Genomic DNA, 16,333 nt, shown 5'->3' with positions numbered 1-16,333 from the left:
AGAGGTCAGTTTCTGGCGCCGCACGCCTCGAAACTGACGCGTCGACGTCGAAAACTGACCTCTCGGCGCCAAGAACTGACTTCTCGGGCTATCTGGGTAGGCCGAGGATCTGCTCGGCGGACACGTTGCGGAGCACTTGGGTGGTGCCGCCGGCTATCGAGAGGCAGCGGGTTAGCTGGGACTGGTGCAGGTCCTCTCGGACCTGCGGGTCGTCGGTGAGCGCCAGCGGGCCGAGGAGGTCGACGACGAGCTCGGAGGCGTCCTGGCGGTTGCGTACGGTCAAGAGCTTGGCCACCGAGGACTCCGCGCCGGGTCCGCGCCCGGCGAGCGCCTTGAGCGTGGAGCGTACGCCGAGCAGTGCGCAGACCGTGGAGAGCGCGACCGCATGACCGACCCGGGCGAGATCGGCCTCGCCCCGACCATCGGCGAGTGCCACCGCGCGTTCGACGCTGCCGCCGAGGTTTGTCGAGGCCATCGCGACCCGCTCGTTGGCCAGCGTCGTACGAGCCAGGCGCCAGCCCCCGTCGACCTCGCCGACGACCAGCTCGTCGGGCACGAATACGCCGTCGAGGAAGACCTCGTTGAAGAGCGCGTCACCGGTCAGCTCGCGCAGCGGCCGGACGTCGATCCCCTCGCTGCGCATGTCCACCAGGAAGTACGTGATGCCCTTGTGCTTGGGGACGTCGGGGTTCGTACGCGCCAGGCAGATCGCCCAGTCGGCGTCGGCCGCTAGCGAGGTCCACACCTTCTGGCCAGTCAGCCGCCAGCCACCTTCGACTCGCTCGGCGCGAGTGGCCAGGGAGGCCAGGTCGGAGCCGGCGCCGGGCTCGCTGAAGAGCTGGCACCAGATGATCCGGCCACGGAGCGAGGCTTCGACGAACCGCTCGCGCTGGGCGTCGGTGCCGTGCTTCAGGATGGTCGGCACGGCCCAGCCGGCGATCTTGATGTCGGGGCGGGACACCCCTGCCGCGGCGAGCTCCTGGTCGATGACGAGCTGCTCGACGGGGCCGGCACCGCGGCCGTACGGAGCGGGCCAGTGTGGCGCGAGAAGTGCCGCGTCGACGAGCGCGTCCCGGCGCTCCACCTCGGGAACCGCGGCGATCGCGGCGACGAGCTCTTGGACTCGGGGGCGGATCGCCTCGTCCTTGCCGTCGAGGTCGACGCGGACCGAACGGCGGGTCCCGGCCACGGCGTGTTCGGCCAGAGCGACCGCGTGAGCGTCGCCCCCACCGAGGAGGCTCCGCAGGGCGACGGCACGGCGCAGGTAGAGGTGGGCGTCGTGCTCGAAGGTGAAGCCGATGCCGCCGAGGACCTGGATGCAGTCCTGGGCCGCACGGACTGCTCCGTCGAGCGCGGTGACGCCGGCGACCTCGGCAGCGAATGCCCACTGGTCGGTGTCCCCGCCCTCCGCTGAGGCGGCCGCGTCCCAGGCGGCCGCGGCCACCGACTCGGCCGTCTCCAGCATCTGGGCGCACAGGTGCTTGATCGCCTGGAACGACCCGATCGGCGCCCCGAACTGCTCGCGCACCTTCGCGTACTCCACGGCCGTCGTCAGGCACCACTGCGCGATCCCGGAGGCCTCCGCGGCAGCAAGCGTGAGGGCCGTACGCCGCACCGCCTCGCCGCGCAGGCCCGGCACCTCGACCGCCTCGCGGGCATCGATGTCGACCCGCACCTCGGCGACCCGCCTGGTCAGATCGGGGCCCACCTGAGGACGTACGTCCACCTGCTCCGCCGCCAGGAAGAACCAGCGTTCCTCGCCGTCGGCGCCGCGGGCACCGAGCAGCAGCTGTGCCGCTCCGCCACCGTCGTAGACCACGGGAACCGTTCCGCGGAGGCGGTTGCCAAGCTCGAGGTCCGGGTCGAGCGCGATACCGCAGCCGCCGGCGGTGACGGCACCCACCAGGTCGTCGAGTCCGGCCGCTCCCGCATGGAAGGCGGCAACCGCGCTGCCGAGCAGCGGGCCCGGAAGCAGCTCATGAGCGCAGGCCTCGAGCGCGACGGCCGCGTCCAGCAGTGTTCCGCCACCACCGTTCGGCTCGGGCGCCGCGATGCCGGCGACGCCGTACTCCTCGACACCCCGCCACACCTCGTCGAAGTCCGCGGAGGCAGTGCCCTCCGCAGCACGGGCGATCGCGATGCCACCCAGCCCCTTGGCCCAGTCGCGCAGGCTCTCACTGAGGGCTTGGTGTTCGTCGGTGATGCCGATCGGCACAGGGTCCTCCTACTATTTCCGCAGGTTCCGCGGCCTTCTGGAATAGAGACTGATGTAGAACGTGTTACAAGTCTAGACTCACGGAGGAACGTGTTTCACTCTTGGGCGCCGTTGCGGTTAGCCTGAGAAGCCACAGATCGAGATCCGGTCATAGTCCTAGGGGGACACCAGTGACGTCCGTCAGCACGGAGCCACGCGACACCGATGGCCCAACCCCGGCCACCGCACCCACCGGCGGTTCCGCGGCCCAGCGAGAGCGCCGTCGGCGCATCCTCGACGCCACCATCACCCTCGCCGCCGAGGGTGGCTTCGACGCCGTGCAGATGCGCGCCGTCGCCGAGCAGGCCGAGGTCGCGCTCGGCACCCTCTACCGCTACTTCCCCTCGAAGATCCATCTGCTGGTCTCCGCGCTGGCGCGTGAGTTCACCAAGGACGTCGACCGCTCCGCCATCCGTGCGACGCCGGGCGACACCGCTCACGAGCGGATCATGTACGTCCTCAACCGCCGCACCCGCGCCCTGCAGAAGCAGCCCAAGCTCACCGAGGCCCTGGTCCGCGCCTTCATGTTCGCCGACCAGTCGGTGACCGGCGAGATCCACGAGGTCGGAACCAGCCTGACCACCGTCATCGCCCGCGCCATGCACGGCACCCCCGAACACGGCGAGGTCACCGAGGAGGAGGCCGCCATCATCCGGATCATCTCCGACGTATGGCTCTCCGCCCTCATCTCCTGGGTCACCGGTCGCATGGACGAGAAGGACGTCGAGAAGTCGATCGACGTAGCCGTACGCCTCCTGCTGCGCTGAAGGATCACCTCGGGCAGTAGTCCTGGTCCTTCTTGCGCGCCGCCCAGTCCTCCGGTCTCATCACCCGTGCGCAACTCACGCTCCAGGTGAGCGCATAGGGGTGCCCCTCGGGGGTGCCGGTGATCCCGAACTCGCGGCCGCCAGGAGCCTTGATGGTCATCGTCTCGCGCTTGCCATGGTCGACGTAGTCGACCTCGAGCACCCAGCGGCAGGTCGGCCCCGAGCTCGTCGCCGTGATCGGGATGACCACCGTCTCCCCCTTGGAGAGGATGACCGTCCGGCTGGTGAAGTAGGGCGAATCGTCCTTCTCCGAGGTCAGTGCCGGCACCGGCGCGCCCACGTCCGTCCGAAGCAGGATCTTGTCTCCCCCTCCACCTTGGCGAATGTCTTCCACGACCGTGCCCTGGCGCAGGATCGACGTGCACGGTCCGGAACGCTTCGGCCGCAGATCGGTGATCACCACGTCCTCGCTGTGCCGGCCGACCAGGGTGACCTCCCAGGTCACGTTTCCTACGGCGTACCACTCGTGCTTCGCCTGCCAGTCGAGATCGTTGACCGCGCTCATCGCTTGGTCCACGTTCTTGAACGCCGTGGCGCTCGCACCCTCCGGGATCAGCACCGGCCCGCTCATCGCCTGCCTGCGCACGTCCACCAGCTGGATGCCCTTGCCCGGATCGCTCCACCCTTCGGGCAGGAGCCCGGTGAAGAGATTCTGCAGGCCGGAGCCGAACGTCGCCCCCAGCGAGACCAGGACCACCCCGACGACCCAGGCGGTCGGCTTCTTCAGCAGCGACACCGTCCACGGCAACGCACCTCGGCGGCGTACGTCGCCGGCCGGGGCCGGCGCCTCTGTCGCGGGGTCCGTCGCGGCCTCCTCGGGCTCCTCAGCCCGCTGCCTGGTCATCGGTCCATGCTCCCCTCGGGTAGACGTTCAGCCGACTCCAGCTCGGTCACGGACCCGCCGGACAGCCGGAGCGCAAGCGCCACGGCGACGCCGGTAGCCCAGCCGAAGCAGGCAGCGAAGCGAAGCGCGTCGGCGACGTTGTCGAACGCCCGGGTGTAGGCCGGCAGGCCGAGCTCGGGAACCGGGAAGAGGGCTCCTTCGACCAGGCCCACGACCACGGCGAGCATCGCGACCATGCCCCAGCACCGCATGACGACGCCGAGTACGCTCGGCTCAGCGCCGCGCTGCCAGCGAGTCACCATCAGGCGGATCGCGAGCCAGATGAGTGCCACCAGGACGACCGAGCTCAGCGTGCGCGGTAGCCAGATCAATGTGTCGAACGTGCCGCCGAGCGAGTAGGGGTCATCGGGCGCCGCGAGGCTGGCATGGGGGAACCAGACCAGATGCACCCAGGCCTGGCGCGCATCGACGGCGGCGTCAGAGTAGACGTCAGGACCGTAGTCCCAGGCGAAGCCACCGACGAGCGCGAGGGCCAGCGTCGGCAGCGCACCCCAGGTCGCGACCCGGACGGCTCGCACCCGTCCCTGTGCACGGCTCGGCCTCGGGGACTTCACCGACGCAGGCGAGTCGTCACGCTCGCCGTGCTCCGCAGCAGCGGCCGCGAGCAGGGCCAACGTCACCACGTGCGCCGCCACCACGCCGCCGACCAGACCGAGGACCAGGCCGAGCCATACCCCGTCGTCAGGGAACGACCACACCATCGCCGACAACATCGCGGCCCCGTAGGGGGAAGCCTCGACGGTCCCGAGGATGACGAACAGGTTCGTGAGCCCGCCAGCCAGAAGGGACGCACCCAGCACTCGGCCGGCGACCGCATAGGCGCCGTCCGCTCCGGTTCGGAGGCTCGCGTAGACGAGCACGGAGAGGAGGACGACGAAGACCAGCACCGGCCATGCAGACTCAGGCGCGACGGCGTACTCATACCTGACCACCGATCCCCAGAGGAACGACAGGCCGTCGAGCACCCGAGCCAGGAACGCCCCGAACCACGCGTGTCCACGCGCTTGCCAGAGCGCGGACACGCTGCCGGTGTCGATCGGGATCGCCAACGCGAACGAGTAGAACCAGGCAAAGACGGCGACCACGGCCAGAGTGGCGAACGCACTGCGTCGTCGAGACAAGTTCTGTTGGCTTTCGGTTCGTCCCCGGTGACTGAAAAACTCCGCGTCGCAGTATGCCGGAGACGAGCCTCCCGTGTGGCCGACTCACCCACACCGGGCAGCCGACCTTCGCCCCGTCAGCCGCCGAAGGCGTGGGTGGCGGTGGCGCCGCCGTCGATGGCGATCTCGGCGCCCGTGACGAAGCCGGACTCGTCGGAGGCCAGGTAGACGTAGAGGGGCGCTATGTCCGCAGGGTGGCCGACACGCTTGAGCGCCACCTTGGCGGCGCCGAACTCCATCGCGGCGTCATCGGCACCAACGCCGCGGGTCATCCCAGTGTCGATCATGCCGGGGTGTACGGAGTTGACCCGGATACCGCTGGGGCCGAGCTCGAGGGCGGCGGCCTTGGTCATGCCGCGGATGGCGAACTTGGTCGAGGTGTAGCCGGCCACGAAGGCCATCCCGGCCAGACCCTCAATCGAGGAGGCGTTGATGATCGAGCCGCCGCCGTTCGCCTTCATCGTCTCGATCACCGAGCGCATCCCGAGGAAGCAGCCGAGGGTGTTGACCCGCCACAGCAGCTCGAACTCCTCGACCGGCTGGGTCAGGATCTCGCCGAAGCGCAGGATGCCGGCGTTGTTGGCGAGGACGTTGACCGGGCCGTACGCCTCGGCCGTCTCGGCCACCAGCGACGTCCAGGACTCTTCCGAGCTGACGTCGTGGTGCACGAAGAGCGCGGACTCCCCCAGCGAGTCGGCGAGCAGCTTGCCCGGCTCGTCGGCCACATCGGCGATCACCACCTTCGCGCCCTCGGAGACGAAGGCACGCGCGATGGCGGCTCCTTGCCCCTGCGCACCACCGGTGACGATCGCGGTCTTGCCGTCGAGACGTGCCATCACTGCTCCTTGAGCTTCAGCTGCATGATCGAGTCGGCCGAGAACCCGGCCGCAGGGTCGCGGTCGGCGAACCAGCCGCCGACCTGCTTGTCGAGCGAGTCCAGGTCCCAGGCCGCGTTGTCGAAGCGCTCGGCCACCGTGGGCGGCGCGAGGACGGCGATCATCCCGCCGTAGACGACGAAAACCTGTCCGGTGATCGCGGCGGCGGCCGGCGAGGCGAGGTAGGTGACCAGCGGCGCCACGTGCTCGGGCCCGTAGGAGTCGCCCGAGAGCACGCCCTCGGTCATCGCGGTCGCGGCCCGCGGACAGATCGCGTTGGCGCGTACGCCGGAACGGCCCATCGAGCGCGCCGTCGACATCGTCAGCGCGGTGATCCCGGCCTTGGCGGCGCCGTAGTTGGCCTGTCCGGGAGGTCCGGACAGGAACGCCTCGGAGGAGGTGTTCACGACCGCGGCGTCCACTGGCGCACCCGTCGACTTGGCGACCGAGCGCCAGTGGGCCGCGGCGTTGCGGGTCAGCAGGAAGTGGCCGCGGAGGTGCACGCGTACGACGAGGTCGAACTCCTCGTCGGACATGTTGAAGAGCATCTTGTCGCGGGTGATGCCCGCGTTGTTGACCACGATGTCGAGCCCGCCGAAGCCGTCGACGGCCGCCGCGAGCATCGCATCGGCGGTGCCACGCTCGCTCACGTCGCCGGCCGCGATCACCGCCTCGCCACCGAACCCGCGGATCTCCTCGGCGGCCTTGTCAGCGGCACCGGACAGGTCGTTGAGCACGACTCGGGCACCCGCCCGAGCCAGGGCGACCGCCTCGGCGCGCCCGAGACCCGCTCCGGCTCCGGTGACGATCGCGATCTTTCCGTCCAGGTCAACGCTCACGTGGTGCTACTCCTCGATCCTCAGGGCCGCCTTCGGGCAGCCGGCCACGGCCTGCTCGACGCGGCCGCGGTTCTCGTCGGTCACCGTCGGGTCCTCGATCTGCAGGTAGTCGTCGTCATCGATCTCGAACACGTCGGGAGCGAACGCCTCGCACATCCCGTTGGACTCGCACAGGTCGAAGTCCGCGATCACCTTTGCCATGTCCGTCTCCTCTGTCTTCGCCGTGATTGAACTCAGCCCTGGCCGGGCAGCGCACCCAGCTTGCGGTGGTCCCAGCTTGCGACCTTGTCGGGCTCGATGACGATGCCGACGCGCTTGTGCGCCTGCTTCGAGACCAGGTCCTCGCCGAGCTCACCCAGGTCGGCCCCACCGGCCATCCGGGTCATCACCTGCGACCCGATGCCCTTGATCTCGTCGTAGTCCTCGACGAGTCTCGCCCGCCCGGTGATGCTCACCCCACGCAGCTCGAAGTAGTCGACGCCGTCCTCGACCAGGCAGGTGACCCGCGGGTCGCGCCGCAGGTTGCGGACCTTCTGCGAGGAGCCATAGGTCCAGAAGACGATCCTGCCCTCGTCGAGCACGTAGAACAGCGTGGTCAGGTGCGGCGCGCCGTCGGGACCGACGGTCGCGACCTGCACCTTCATCTGCGAGCCGAGGAAGTCCTCGATCTCGGTGTCGGTCAGCTGTACGGACTGGCGGGAGCCGGCCATGTGCCCTCCTCGAGCAGTGAAACTAGAACACGTTCTACCATATCAGGGTGGAGTGGCCCCTGGATGGGACCTCATGGTGAGACTAGGCCCATCGTCTCGGGCTCCGCTTCGACTAGGAGGCGGCGTTCATCTCGGAGATCAGCCAGCCGCCGTCGTCCTTCACCAGCGTCAGCACCTCCCAGGTCGGGCTGACCACGGTGTTCTTCGTCTTCGGAGCGGTCGCGCTCTGGTTGACGAAGAGCAGCACCTTCGCGGACTCCTCGGTCGCCGAGATGATGGAGGCGGCGCAGTCCTCGTCGATGCAGGCCTTGCCCTCCTGGGCGGCCTTCGCGCCCTCCTCGGAGAGCGGCGCCACCTCGGCGTCGACCTTGATGCCGAGGTCGGCCTGCTCCTTGCGCTTGTCCTCGCCGGGCAGCGTCTTCTCGTAGTCCTTCTGCATCGCTGGCGTCATCAGCTTCTTCGCCGCCGCGATGTCCTTCTCGGCGCTGGCGGCCTGGTAGGACATCACCGTCTGCGCCAGGTCGACCGAGTGCTCCATGATCGCCGCCCGGGAACCGGCCGCGGTCAGCTCGCCGCCGGGCGCGACATCGTCGTTCGACGCCATGTCGATGGCCAGCCAGAGCGCGCCGCCGGCCACCAGCACGAGTACGCCGAGAACGGCCGTCAGCACCCGGCTGCCGTCGCCCAGCCACCGCTCGGCGAACCCGGCGCGCTCCTCGGAATCACCCTCACCCTCAACCTCAGCTTGAGGCTCGGTCTCGGTCTCGTCGGCCTCCGATTCCGCCGCAGAAGCCTCGCTCTCCTCCGGAGCAGCGACCTCGTCGCGTACGTCCTGCTCCTCGGGGTCATCAGCCGGAGGCAGCAGGTCGGAGCCGCAGTAACGGCACTTGATCGCGGCGGCCTTGATCGTCTCCGCGCAGAAGGGGCACTCCTTCTGGCCGGTGGAGACCGATCCGTTCGCTCGTACGCCCGTCATCAGTTGACTCCTGCCAGGTCGGACATGCGCCATCCGTCCTTCGTCTTGGCCAGCGACACCTTGAAGCGGTACTTCGAGCACCGCGCACCGTCGTAGGGACAGGTGTCGCTCTTCTTCAGCTCAGCGGTCTGGCTGCTGGTCACGACCGAGTCCACGGCGACCAGCACGACCGCGTTCTTCGACCCGATCGCGCGGATGCCGACCTGCTTGACCTTGCCCTTGGAGATGGTCTGGGCGGGGATCGCGGCCTGACGGATCTGCTCGGCGATGGCGGTGTACTCCTTGCCGAAGGTGCCGGTCGAGATCTCCTTGACGGCCTGGATCCGCGGGTCCATGTCGCGGTAGTCGACGTCGAGGAAGGCGATCACGCCGTCCTCGGCGACCGCCTTGACCTCGTCGTAGTCGGCGGCCGCGGCCTCGGCGGGTGTCGTCCAGGGCAGCACCCGGGCGCCACCGATGAAGACGGCCGCGGCCAGCACGACCAGGATCACCACCACCGCCGCGAGCACGGTGTTGAGCCGCCCCAGTCTGGCGACGGAGAGCTTGACCTCGAGGGGATTGTGAGAGTTCACGGAACTCACTCCTCTCCCAGGATCATCGATCGCCAGGAGTCGTCGGACAGGGCGGAGACCAGGCCGCCGTCATCGGTCGGGGTGGACATCGTGACCGTCTTTCCATCGGGAAGGTTGGTGCGCCCGGTCTTCGGGTCGTAGGTCGTGACGTACTTCCCCACACCCTCGGGCTTGGGGACCATGTTGACACCGCGCTGCATGATCGGGTTGTCGCCCTCGTAGCCGGGCTGGGCGCGCTCGTCGGTGCACTTGGCCGGGTAGAGCGGCTGGTCCTCCATCACGGTGCCGGGGATCCACTGGTCGGCGGGCTTGTAGCCCTCCTGGCACGGCGGTGTGGTGTAGACGAAGCCCATCGACAGGTGACCGTAGCCGTCACCGGGCGAGCCGGTCCACCCTGTCGCCACGACGCGCGGGAACGTCACCAGGGTCTGCTCGATCGCGGGCAGCCGGGCGGTGAGCACCTCGTTGACGGTGCTGAGGTTGGCCAGGAAGACGGGTAGGAGCGGCTGCAGCCCGTCGAGCAGCGACTGCACCTGGACCGCGGTCGCCTCGCCGCCCTGCAGGATCTCGCGCAGCTCCGGGTCGCGCTTGTCCAGCGTCGCGGTGACCTCCTCGAGTCCGTCGGCGAACTCGCGGATGTCGCCGCTGTGCTCCTTCTGGGTCTGGAGCACGGTCTGGCTGGTGTTGAGCAGCCGTACGGTCTCCTTCTGGTGGGCGGAGGCCTGGTCGACCAGCGTGGAGCCCGAGTCGAGCAACGTACGCAGGTTCTCGGCGTTGCCGCGGAACAGCGTGCCGAGCTCGGCGACCACGGTGCTCAGGTCCTGGCCGTTGATCGAGGTGGTGAAGCTGTTCAGCTCGGTGAGCAGCTCGTCGGTGGTGCCGGGCATCGACTCCGGCCCCGCGGTCACGACGTCGCCCTCGGCGAGGTAGGGCCCAGAGGCCGAGTCGGGGATGAAGTTGATGTACTGCTCCCCCACCGCCGAGAGGTTGTGGACCTCCACCTCGGCATCCCGCGGCACCTCGGTGCCGGGGTCGAGCTGCAGTTCGGCTCGTACGCCCTCATCGGTGACGGTCATCGAGGCGACCCGGCCGATGCTGACGCCGCGGTAATTGACCTCGCTGCCCTCGTAGAGGCCACCGGAGGCCGGCAGGTCGACCGACACGTCGACATGGCGGCCCAGGACCCGGTCGACGACGCCGAGGTAGGCGGCCGAGACGTAGAAGATCCCGACCGCGGCGAGGATGAGGAAGATGACCAGCTTGTTGCGGACGCTCCGTGTCATCAGCTACCGCCTCCCAGCAGTCCGAGGAGGCCGGCCAGGCCTCCGGTGGTCGGCTCGGCCGTCGGCGAGTCGGTGTCCGTCGGGCTCGAGAGGCCCTCGGCGATCTCCGGCACCAGGTTGTTGAGCCCCGGCGTCTTGGTCGAGGTGGAGCTCTTGGGCAGCAGGTCGGAGATGTCGGGCAGCTTCGGCGTCTTCTCGCCCGGCTTCGCCGCGGTGTCCTCCTTGCCGACCACCGAGCAGACCAGCTGCAGGTTGGTCAGGTCGCACAGCGCCTTGGCCAACGGCTGGATCGCCTCGCAGCCCTTGGAGTAGGACAGGCAGATCTGGAAGACCTGCGGGATGATGCCGCTCGACTCGCCGTTGGTGAGGCTGCCGACCAGCTTGCCGAGGTCGAGGTCCATGTGGAACAGCGCGTTGGAGTAGTCACCCATCGCCAGCCCGGAGGCGTTCTCGGGGAACGGGAAGCTGGCCGCCATCATCAGGCCGCGCGGCAGCGAGTCACCGGCATCGGCGAGCTCGCGCAGCGTCGGCGCCAGCTCGTCCAGCGCCGTGGTCAGGTTGGCGCCGCTCTGGTTGATCACCCGGGTCGCGACGACCCCGAGCCGGTCGAGCGCCTTCATCATCTTCAGCAGGTCGGCGTGCTGCTGGCGGAGCACCTCGAGCGCCGGCCCGAAGGAGTCGATGGCCGCCTCGATCTTCTCCGACTCCTTGTTGAGGGTGCGGGTCAGCCGGTCGACCTGCTCCATCGCCTTGATGATCGAGCCCTTCTGCTGGTTGAGCGAGGCGACCGTGGTCTCCAGGTTGCCCAGCAGCGCCCGCATGTCGCCGGTGCGGCCGTCCATCATGGTGTTGAGCTCGTCGCTGATCGTCTTCAGCTGCCCGACGCCGCCGCCCGCCAGCAGGAAGGAGAGCGCGCCGAGAACCTCCTCGACCTCGGGGTTGCGGTTGGTGCGGTCCAGGCCGATGGTGGCGCCGTCGCCCAGCCTGCCGGCGCTGGCGATGGTGGAACCCTCGGGCGCCACCAGGGCGATGTACTTCTCCCCGAGCAGACTGGTCTGGCGTACGTTGGCCAGCGCGTCGGCCGGGAGTTCGATGTTCTTCCGGAGGGTCATGGTGACCTTCGCGTGCCAGCCCTCCCGCTCGACCTTGTCGACCTGGCCGACCGGCACGTCGTTGGCCATCACCTTGGTGCGCGGCACCACGTCGACGACGTCGTTGAACTCCGCGGTGACGACGTAGCCGTCGCCCTCGCCGACCTCCTTGCCGGGAAGCGGCAGGTCATAGGCCTGTACGCCGCACCCGCTCGCCATTGCGACGAGGCCGAGCATCACCAGGACCGCCCATGAGCGCCTCATCTCTTGCCTCCCGACATCAGTTCCTGGAGCGAGCCGCTGAGCTCGGTGATGCCGCCCTGGGTGACCACCTCGGGCTCGACCTCGGGCTGCTTGGCCCCAGTGCCGGTGTCGAGCGGCAGCCCGGTGGCGGTGTCACGGTCTGTGGGGGCGCTGGCCTCGGTGAGCGCCTTGCCGGCCGGCGCGGTCGACCCGGTCGGCAGCAGCGCCTTGAACAGTGCGCAGATCTCCTTGGCTCCCGGGATCTTGTCGTTCTCCACGACCATGCAGAGGATGTTGGACAGGTCGGAGCCGATCGGCCCGACCTGCAGCCGGAATCCGACCGAGCCCGAAGCCGGGTCGAAGGACTCGGCCAGGTTGCCGATCCCGAGCGGCGCCAGGTCGATGACGGTGCCGAGGGTCTCCTTCTCCTTGGCCAGGATGTTGAGCGTCTTGTTGAGCTCCTTGACGTCGCCGACCAGGGCGTCGCGGTTGTTCTCCACGAAGGACTTGGTCACCTTGACCGCCTGCGCGATCGCGGCCAGCGCCTGATCGAGCTCGTCGCTCTCGCCGGCGAGCTGGGTGGAGACGGTCCCGAGGTCGGTCAGGAACTTCTCGGTCGTTTCGTCATTGCGGGCCAGCGTCCGGGTGACCTCGGAGAGCTGGGAGAGGGTGCTGAAGAGCTGCTCGGAGTTGCCGCCGAGCACCTGGGCGGCCTCGGACATGTCGGCGATCGCCTGGTTGCCGATCTTGCCGTTGCCCTCCAGAGCGTCGGCACCCTCACGCAGGACGTCGCTCAGCGCGCCGTTCTTGTTGGCTCCGTTGGGCCCCAGCGCGGTGGTCAGCTCGGAGAGGCTGGCGTAGATGCGGTCGAGCTCGACCGGGACCGCCGTGCGCTCGATCGGGATCTCACCGCCGTCGGCCAGCGTCGGCCCGCCGGTGTAGGCCGGGGTCAGCTGTACGAACCGGTCGGCGACCAGCGTCGGGGTGACGATCGCCGCCTTCACGTCCTTCGGGAGCTTGTGGTCGCTCTCGTACTCGATCACCGCGTCCACGTGGTCGCCCTTCGGCTCTAGCGAGGCGACCTTGCCGACCTTGACGCCCATGATGACCACGTCGGAGCCCTCGTAGACGCTCACCGCCTGCGGGAAGCTGACGGTCACCATCTTGGTGTCGGGGGCGGCGACCTCGGAGACGAGCAGCAGCCCGCACATCAGCACCAGCGCGATCGGCAGCGCGGCCCACTTCGACTTCAGGCTGGGCCCCGATGGCCGCTCGGTGCCCGCCACGACGGCCGGCGCCTGCGTACGCCGCCGGCCCCTGCCGCGCGGCACCTCGGTCAGTCGTTCGATGATGTTGGTCATTGCACGATCCCTGGTCGTCGTCCCGGCACGAACTCGCCGCTCACGATGCCGGTCAGGTTGGCGAGGTAGGCGTCGAACCAGGGGCCGGTGCCGATGATGTTGATCAGGATCGACGCGTACGGCCCGTAGTTCTGGATGGTCTTGGTCAGGTCCTCGTCGCGGGCGTTGAGGAACTTCAGCGCCTGGTTGAGCGCGTCCAGCGCGGGCCCGATCTGCTTCTGGTTCTCCTTCACCAGGGCCTGCAGCTGCTCGGCCAGGGCGGTGGCGTTGACCAGCAGCTGGTGGATCGCCTGGCGGCGCTGGATCAGCTCGGCGAAGACCTGGTCGCCGTTCTCCATCACGCTGACGATGTCCTGCTTGCGCTGGTTGACGAGCTGGACGACCTTCTCGGCGTCCTCCAGCAGCGACTCCAGCTCGTCGCCGCGGGCGGCGATCGTCTGGGAGAGCGCGGCGATGCCCTGGAAGGCGCCCTGCACCTCGGGCCCGGCCTTGTCGAGCGTGCCCGACATCGTGGTCAGCGCCTTGGCCAGCTGCTGGGTGTCGATCGCCTCCGTCGTCTCGGCGAGATCGCCGAAGGTGCCGACGATGTCGCTGCCGGCACTGGTGCGGGCCAATGGGATCTTCGAGCCTGCGTCGAGCGTCCGGCCGCCCTGCGGGGTGATGTCGAGGTACTTCTCCCCCAGCAGGTTGAGCACGCCGATCGACGCCTCGCTGCGATGGCCGATCTCGGTGCCCTCGACCGAGAAGGAGACGACCACCTTGGCGCCCTCGATCTCGATGTCGCTGACCCGGCCGACCCGGATGCCGGCGATCTCCACCCGGTTGCCCACGTGCAGGCCGCTGGTGTCGGAGAACTCGGCCTGGTAGGTCGTGCCGGCGAACCACGGAAGCTTGCGCAGGTTGAACGCCGCGGTCAGCGCCAGCGCGATCGCCACGATCGTGATCACACCGGTGCGCTTGAGCTGGGTGTCGGAGTGGTGGGCCATCAGAGCTTGCACCTCTCTGCACGGCTGTAGAACGCCACGTTGTCGAGTTGCTTCTGGATGGCCTTGACGGCGGGTGAGTTGTCGAGCAGCTCACCGAGCGAGGGCAGCTTAATCGAGAAGTCGAGGTCGCAGAGGTAGTAGTTGTACCAGGAGCCGTAGCTGCCGATCCGCGCCTGCGACTCGAGGGTCTCCGGGAGCCGCTCGAGCGTCCTGTCGAGCAGCTTCTGGTTGCCCGGCTTGTTGAGGATGTCCACCACGCGCTTGAGCTGCTTGATGTCCTCCTTGAGGAACGGGCGTACGTCGGTGAGCAGCCCAGCCAGCTCGTCGGTGAGGTCGCCGATCGAGGAGATCGAGTCGCCGATCGCCTCCTTGTCGCGCGCCAGGTCCTTCATCCAGCCGCTGAGCTGCTGGATGAGCTCGGACAGCTCGGTGTGGTGCTCGTTGACGGTGTTGAGGGTCTTGGACAGGTTGGTGATCACGTCGCCGATCAGCTGGTCGCGCTCGGCCAGGGCGCTGGTCAGCTCGGCGGTCTCGGAGAGCAGGCTCGCGACCGTGCCGCCCTCGCCCTGCAGCACCCGGATCAGGTTGAGCGAGAGCTTGTTGACGTCCTTGGGCTGCAGCGCCTGGAAGAGCGGCTGGAAGCCGTTGAAGAGCTCGGTCAGGTCGAGCGCGGGCGTGGTGTTGGCCATCGCGATCGCCTGTCCCTGTCGCAACGGGGCCGCATCCGCTCCGGGCTCCTGCGCACCGGCGTCCTGGGTCAGCGCCAGGTAGCGGTCACCGACGAGGTTCAGGTAGCGCACCTGGGCACCGCTGGCGGTCGTCAGCGGCACCGTCCTGTCGACCCGGAAGGTGACCATCGCGTGGTCGCCGCCCTCGATCTCGACGGCGAGCACCTCCCCCACGGTGATGCCGGCGACGCGTACGTCGTCTCCCTCGCTCAGGCCCGAGGCGGTGGTGAACTCGGCGCGGTAGGGCACCCGGTCGCCGAAGCCCACGTTGCCCATGATCGAGGCCAGGGTGCCGGTGACGAGGATCGAGAGGACGGTGAAGATGACCAGCTTGGTCCCGGCCACCGTGGTCTTCAGATCGCGCTTGTTCACTGCAGACCTCCGTTCCCGGGTGCCCACGGAACGTCCTCGGTGCCGTTCTCCAGCTCCTTCGGACCGGCGGGGACCTGCGGGGTCGGCAGGCCGTCGCACCAGGGGCCGTGGCCGATCTCGCCCCACTCGGGGCGGTCGTCGCGGCCGTACGCCGGCTTCTGGGTGCCGTCGAGGACCATCGTCTGGCGCACGCGGTTCTGCTGGAAGACGGTCGCCAGCAGCTCGGTGTAGTCGTCGAGGCCCCGCAGCAGGCAGGTGTACTCCGGCGAGTAGTCGGAGAGCAGCTTGAGCAGCGGGACGGCCAGCTCGGTCTCGTACCTGATCATCTTCTCGTTCTCGGCGAGCAGGTTCTTGGAGGTGTCTGCCACTCCGGTCACGGAGGTGAGCAGGCCGCCGAGACGGGCTCGCTGCTCGGTGACGGTGTTGGCGGTGGTCGTGGTGTTCTCGAGGACCTTGACCAGGTCGGGCGCGGCCATGGAGTAGGTCTCGGCGACGTCGGCCATGTCCTCGAGATCGCGTTCGAGTGTGGGGAGGTGGACGTTCATCTCTTCGAGGTAGTCGTTGAGCTGGACCAGGGTCTCGCCGAGCTTCTCCCCGTTGCCGGAGAGCGCGGTGGCGAGGGCGTGCAGGGTGCTGTTGAGGTCCTGGGGACGGATCGACTTCAGCAGCGGGAAGAGCCGGGCCAGGATCACGTCGAGCTCGACGCTGGTGCGGACCCGGTCGGCGGGGATCACGGCGCCGTCGCTGAGCGCGCCGGTGCGCTTCCCCTCGGGGTCGATGAACTCGACGTACTTCTGCCCGAACAGCGTCGTCGGCTTGATCGCGACGCTGACGTTGGCGGGGATCTGCTCGGCCTGCTCCGGCTCCAGACCGAGCTCGATGACGGCCTTCTTGCCGTCCTGGTTGATCTCGCGGATCTGGCCGACGATGACGCCGTGCATGCGTACGTCGCCGTAGCGCGGCAGCTGCAGGCCGGCCCGGTCGGCCTCGACGCTGACGGTGGTGAACTGCACGAACGCCTTCTGGTAGATCGCGATGCAGAGCGTGACCAGCAGGGCGAGGGTCACCGTGAAGGCGATCCCGGAGACGAAGAGCTTGGTGTGCTCGGCGCGGGTGTCGCGCTGGATGCCCATCAACATCTGGCCGCCCACC

The 16,333-nt window shown here is 68.7% G+C and carries 16 protein-coding genes; 1 reads left to right on the top strand and 15 read right to left on the bottom strand.

Going from position 1 to position 16,333, the window contains the following annotated elements; translation table 11 throughout:
* Positions 1-88: 88 nt before the first annotated feature.
* Positions 89-2,215, bottom strand: a complete 2,127-nt coding sequence (locus AB0F44_RS00165) for an acyl-CoA dehydrogenase (protein WP_357351496.1) — start codon at positions 2,213-2,215, stop codon at positions 89-91.
* 170 nt (positions 2,216-2,385) lie between these two features.
* Between AB0F44_RS00165 and AB0F44_RS00160 the strand changes: the two genes are divergently transcribed.
* A complete protein-coding gene (locus tag AB0F44_RS00160; protein WP_357351495.1) occupies positions 2,386-3,021 on the top strand; it encodes a TetR family transcriptional regulator in 636 nt (211 codons plus the stop codon).
* A 4-nt stretch (positions 3,022-3,025) separates the two neighbouring features.
* On the opposite strand, the gene AB0F44_RS00155 is transcribed toward AB0F44_RS00160, so the two are convergent.
* The 14 genes from AB0F44_RS00155 to AB0F44_RS00090 form a co-directional block, all read right to left on the bottom strand.
* On the bottom strand, positions 3,026-3,925 hold the full coding sequence (locus AB0F44_RS00155) for a hypothetical protein (RefSeq protein ID WP_357351493.1): 900 nt from the start codon (positions 3,923-3,925) through the stop codon (positions 3,026-3,028).
* On the bottom strand, positions 3,922-5,106 hold the full coding sequence (locus AB0F44_RS00150; RefSeq protein ID WP_357351491.1) for a hypothetical protein: 1,185 nt from the start codon (positions 5,104-5,106) through the stop codon (positions 3,922-3,924). Before AB0F44_RS00150 ends, AB0F44_RS00155 begins: the two co-directional genes overlap by 4 nt.
* A gap of 116 nt (positions 5,107-5,222) precedes the next feature.
* A complete protein-coding gene (locus tag AB0F44_RS00145; protein ID WP_357351489.1) occupies positions 5,223-5,981 on the bottom strand; it encodes a glucose 1-dehydrogenase in 759 nt (252 codons plus the stop codon).
* Positions 5,981-6,859, bottom strand: coding sequence for an SDR family NAD(P)-dependent oxidoreductase (locus AB0F44_RS00140; RefSeq protein WP_357351487.1), 879 nt, complete (start codon positions 6,857-6,859; stop codon positions 5,981-5,983). Before AB0F44_RS00140 ends, AB0F44_RS00145 begins: the two co-directional genes overlap by 1 nt.
* Before the next feature lie 6 nt (positions 6,860-6,865).
* On the bottom strand, positions 6,866-7,060 hold the full coding sequence (locus tag AB0F44_RS00135; RefSeq protein ID WP_160023224.1) for a ferredoxin: 195 nt from the start codon (positions 7,058-7,060) through the stop codon (positions 6,866-6,868).
* Between the two features lie 32 nt (positions 7,061-7,092).
* Positions 7,093-7,569 carry a TIGR03618 family F420-dependent PPOX class oxidoreductase gene (locus tag AB0F44_RS00130; RefSeq protein ID WP_141804750.1) on the bottom strand — a complete coding sequence of 159 codons (477 nt, stop codon included), beginning with the start codon at positions 7,567-7,569 and terminating at the stop codon, positions 7,093-7,095.
* Positions 7,570-7,681: 112 nt separating this feature from the next.
* Positions 7,682-8,545 (bottom strand): hypothetical protein, encoded by an 864-nt coding sequence (locus AB0F44_RS00125; protein ID WP_357351484.1) that lies wholly within the window; start codon positions 8,543-8,545, stop codon positions 7,682-7,684.
* Complete coding sequence (locus AB0F44_RS00120; protein WP_350658599.1) at positions 8,545-9,117, bottom strand: hypothetical protein; 573 nt, start codon at positions 9,115-9,117, stop codon at positions 8,545-8,547. Before AB0F44_RS00120 ends, AB0F44_RS00125 begins: the two co-directional genes overlap by 1 nt.
* Before the next feature lie 5 nt (positions 9,118-9,122).
* Positions 9,123-10,400: an MlaD family protein gene (locus AB0F44_RS00115; RefSeq protein ID WP_357351482.1), complete on the bottom strand. Its 1,278-nt coding sequence runs from the start codon at positions 10,398-10,400 to the stop codon at positions 9,123-9,125.
* Positions 10,400-11,755: an MCE family protein gene (locus tag AB0F44_RS00110; RefSeq protein ID WP_357351480.1), complete on the bottom strand. Its 1,356-nt coding sequence runs from the start codon at positions 11,753-11,755 to the stop codon at positions 10,400-10,402. The genes AB0F44_RS00115 and AB0F44_RS00110 overlap by 1 nt, the downstream gene beginning before the upstream one ends.
* Positions 11,752-13,095, bottom strand: a complete 1,344-nt coding sequence (locus AB0F44_RS00105) for an MCE family protein (protein ID WP_357351478.1) — start codon at positions 13,093-13,095, stop codon at positions 11,752-11,754. Before AB0F44_RS00105 ends, AB0F44_RS00110 begins: the two co-directional genes overlap by 4 nt.
* On the bottom strand, positions 13,092-14,081 hold the full coding sequence (locus AB0F44_RS00100; RefSeq protein WP_357351476.1) for an MCE family protein: 990 nt from the start codon (positions 14,079-14,081) through the stop codon (positions 13,092-13,094). The genes AB0F44_RS00105 and AB0F44_RS00100 overlap by 4 nt, the downstream gene beginning before the upstream one ends.
* The gene (locus AB0F44_RS00095; protein WP_357351474.1) at positions 14,081-15,181 is read right to left on the bottom strand and encodes an MlaD family protein; all 1,101 of its coding nucleotides are present in this window, start codon (positions 15,179-15,181) and stop codon (positions 14,081-14,083) included. Before AB0F44_RS00095 ends, AB0F44_RS00100 begins: the two co-directional genes overlap by 1 nt.
* Entirely contained in the window at positions 15,178-16,320 is a 1,143-nt protein-coding gene (locus tag AB0F44_RS00090; RefSeq protein WP_357351472.1) for an MCE family protein, read from the bottom strand. The genes AB0F44_RS00095 and AB0F44_RS00090 overlap by 4 nt, the downstream gene beginning before the upstream one ends.
* Positions 16,321-16,333: the final 13 nt, after the last annotated feature.

Source organism: Nocardioides sp. NPDC023903 (assembly GCF_040639295.1).
Classification (GTDB): Bacteria; Actinomycetota; Actinomycetes; order Propionibacteriales; family Nocardioidaceae; genus Nocardioides.
The sequence above is the reverse complement of the archived record's forward strand: the minus strand, read 5'-3'. Positions and strand labels throughout refer to the sequence as shown.

Excerpts from the sequence above, each read along its gene's own strand:
- AB0F44_RS00145 (WP_357351489.1), bottom strand. The coding sequence starts at position 5,981 with ATGGCACGTCTCGACGGCAAGACCGCGATCGTCACCGGTGGTGCGCAG.
- AB0F44_RS00110 (WP_357351480.1), bottom strand. The coding sequence starts at position 11,755 with ATGAGGCGCTCATGGGCGGTCCTGGTGATGCTCGGCCTCGTCGCAATG.
- AB0F44_RS00090 (WP_357351472.1), bottom strand. The coding sequence starts at position 16,320 with ATGTTGATGGGCATCCAGCGCGACACCCGCGCCGAGCACACCAAGCTC.
- AB0F44_RS00105 (WP_357351478.1), bottom strand. The coding sequence starts at position 13,095 with ATGACCAACATCATCGAACGACTGACCGAGGTGCCGCGCGGCAGGGGC.
- AB0F44_RS00155 (WP_357351493.1), bottom strand. The coding sequence starts at position 3,925 with ATGACCAGGCAGCGGGCTGAGGAGCCCGAGGAGGCCGCGACGGACCCC.
- AB0F44_RS00130 (WP_141804750.1), bottom strand. The coding sequence starts at position 7,569 with ATGGCCGGCTCCCGCCAGTCCGTACAGCTGACCGACACCGAGATCGAG.
- AB0F44_RS00135 (WP_160023224.1), bottom strand. The coding sequence starts at position 7,060 with ATGGCAAAGGTGATCGCGGACTTCGACCTGTGCGAGTCCAACGGGATG.
- AB0F44_RS00100 (WP_357351476.1), bottom strand. The coding sequence starts at position 14,081 with ATGGCCCACCACTCCGACACCCAGCTCAAGCGCACCGGTGTGATCACG.
- AB0F44_RS00115 (WP_357351482.1), bottom strand. The coding sequence starts at position 10,400 with ATGACACGGAGCGTCCGCAACAAGCTGGTCATCTTCCTCATCCTCGCC.
- AB0F44_RS00125 (WP_357351484.1), bottom strand. The coding sequence starts at position 8,545 with ATGACGGGCGTACGAGCGAACGGATCGGTCTCCACCGGCCAGAAGGAG.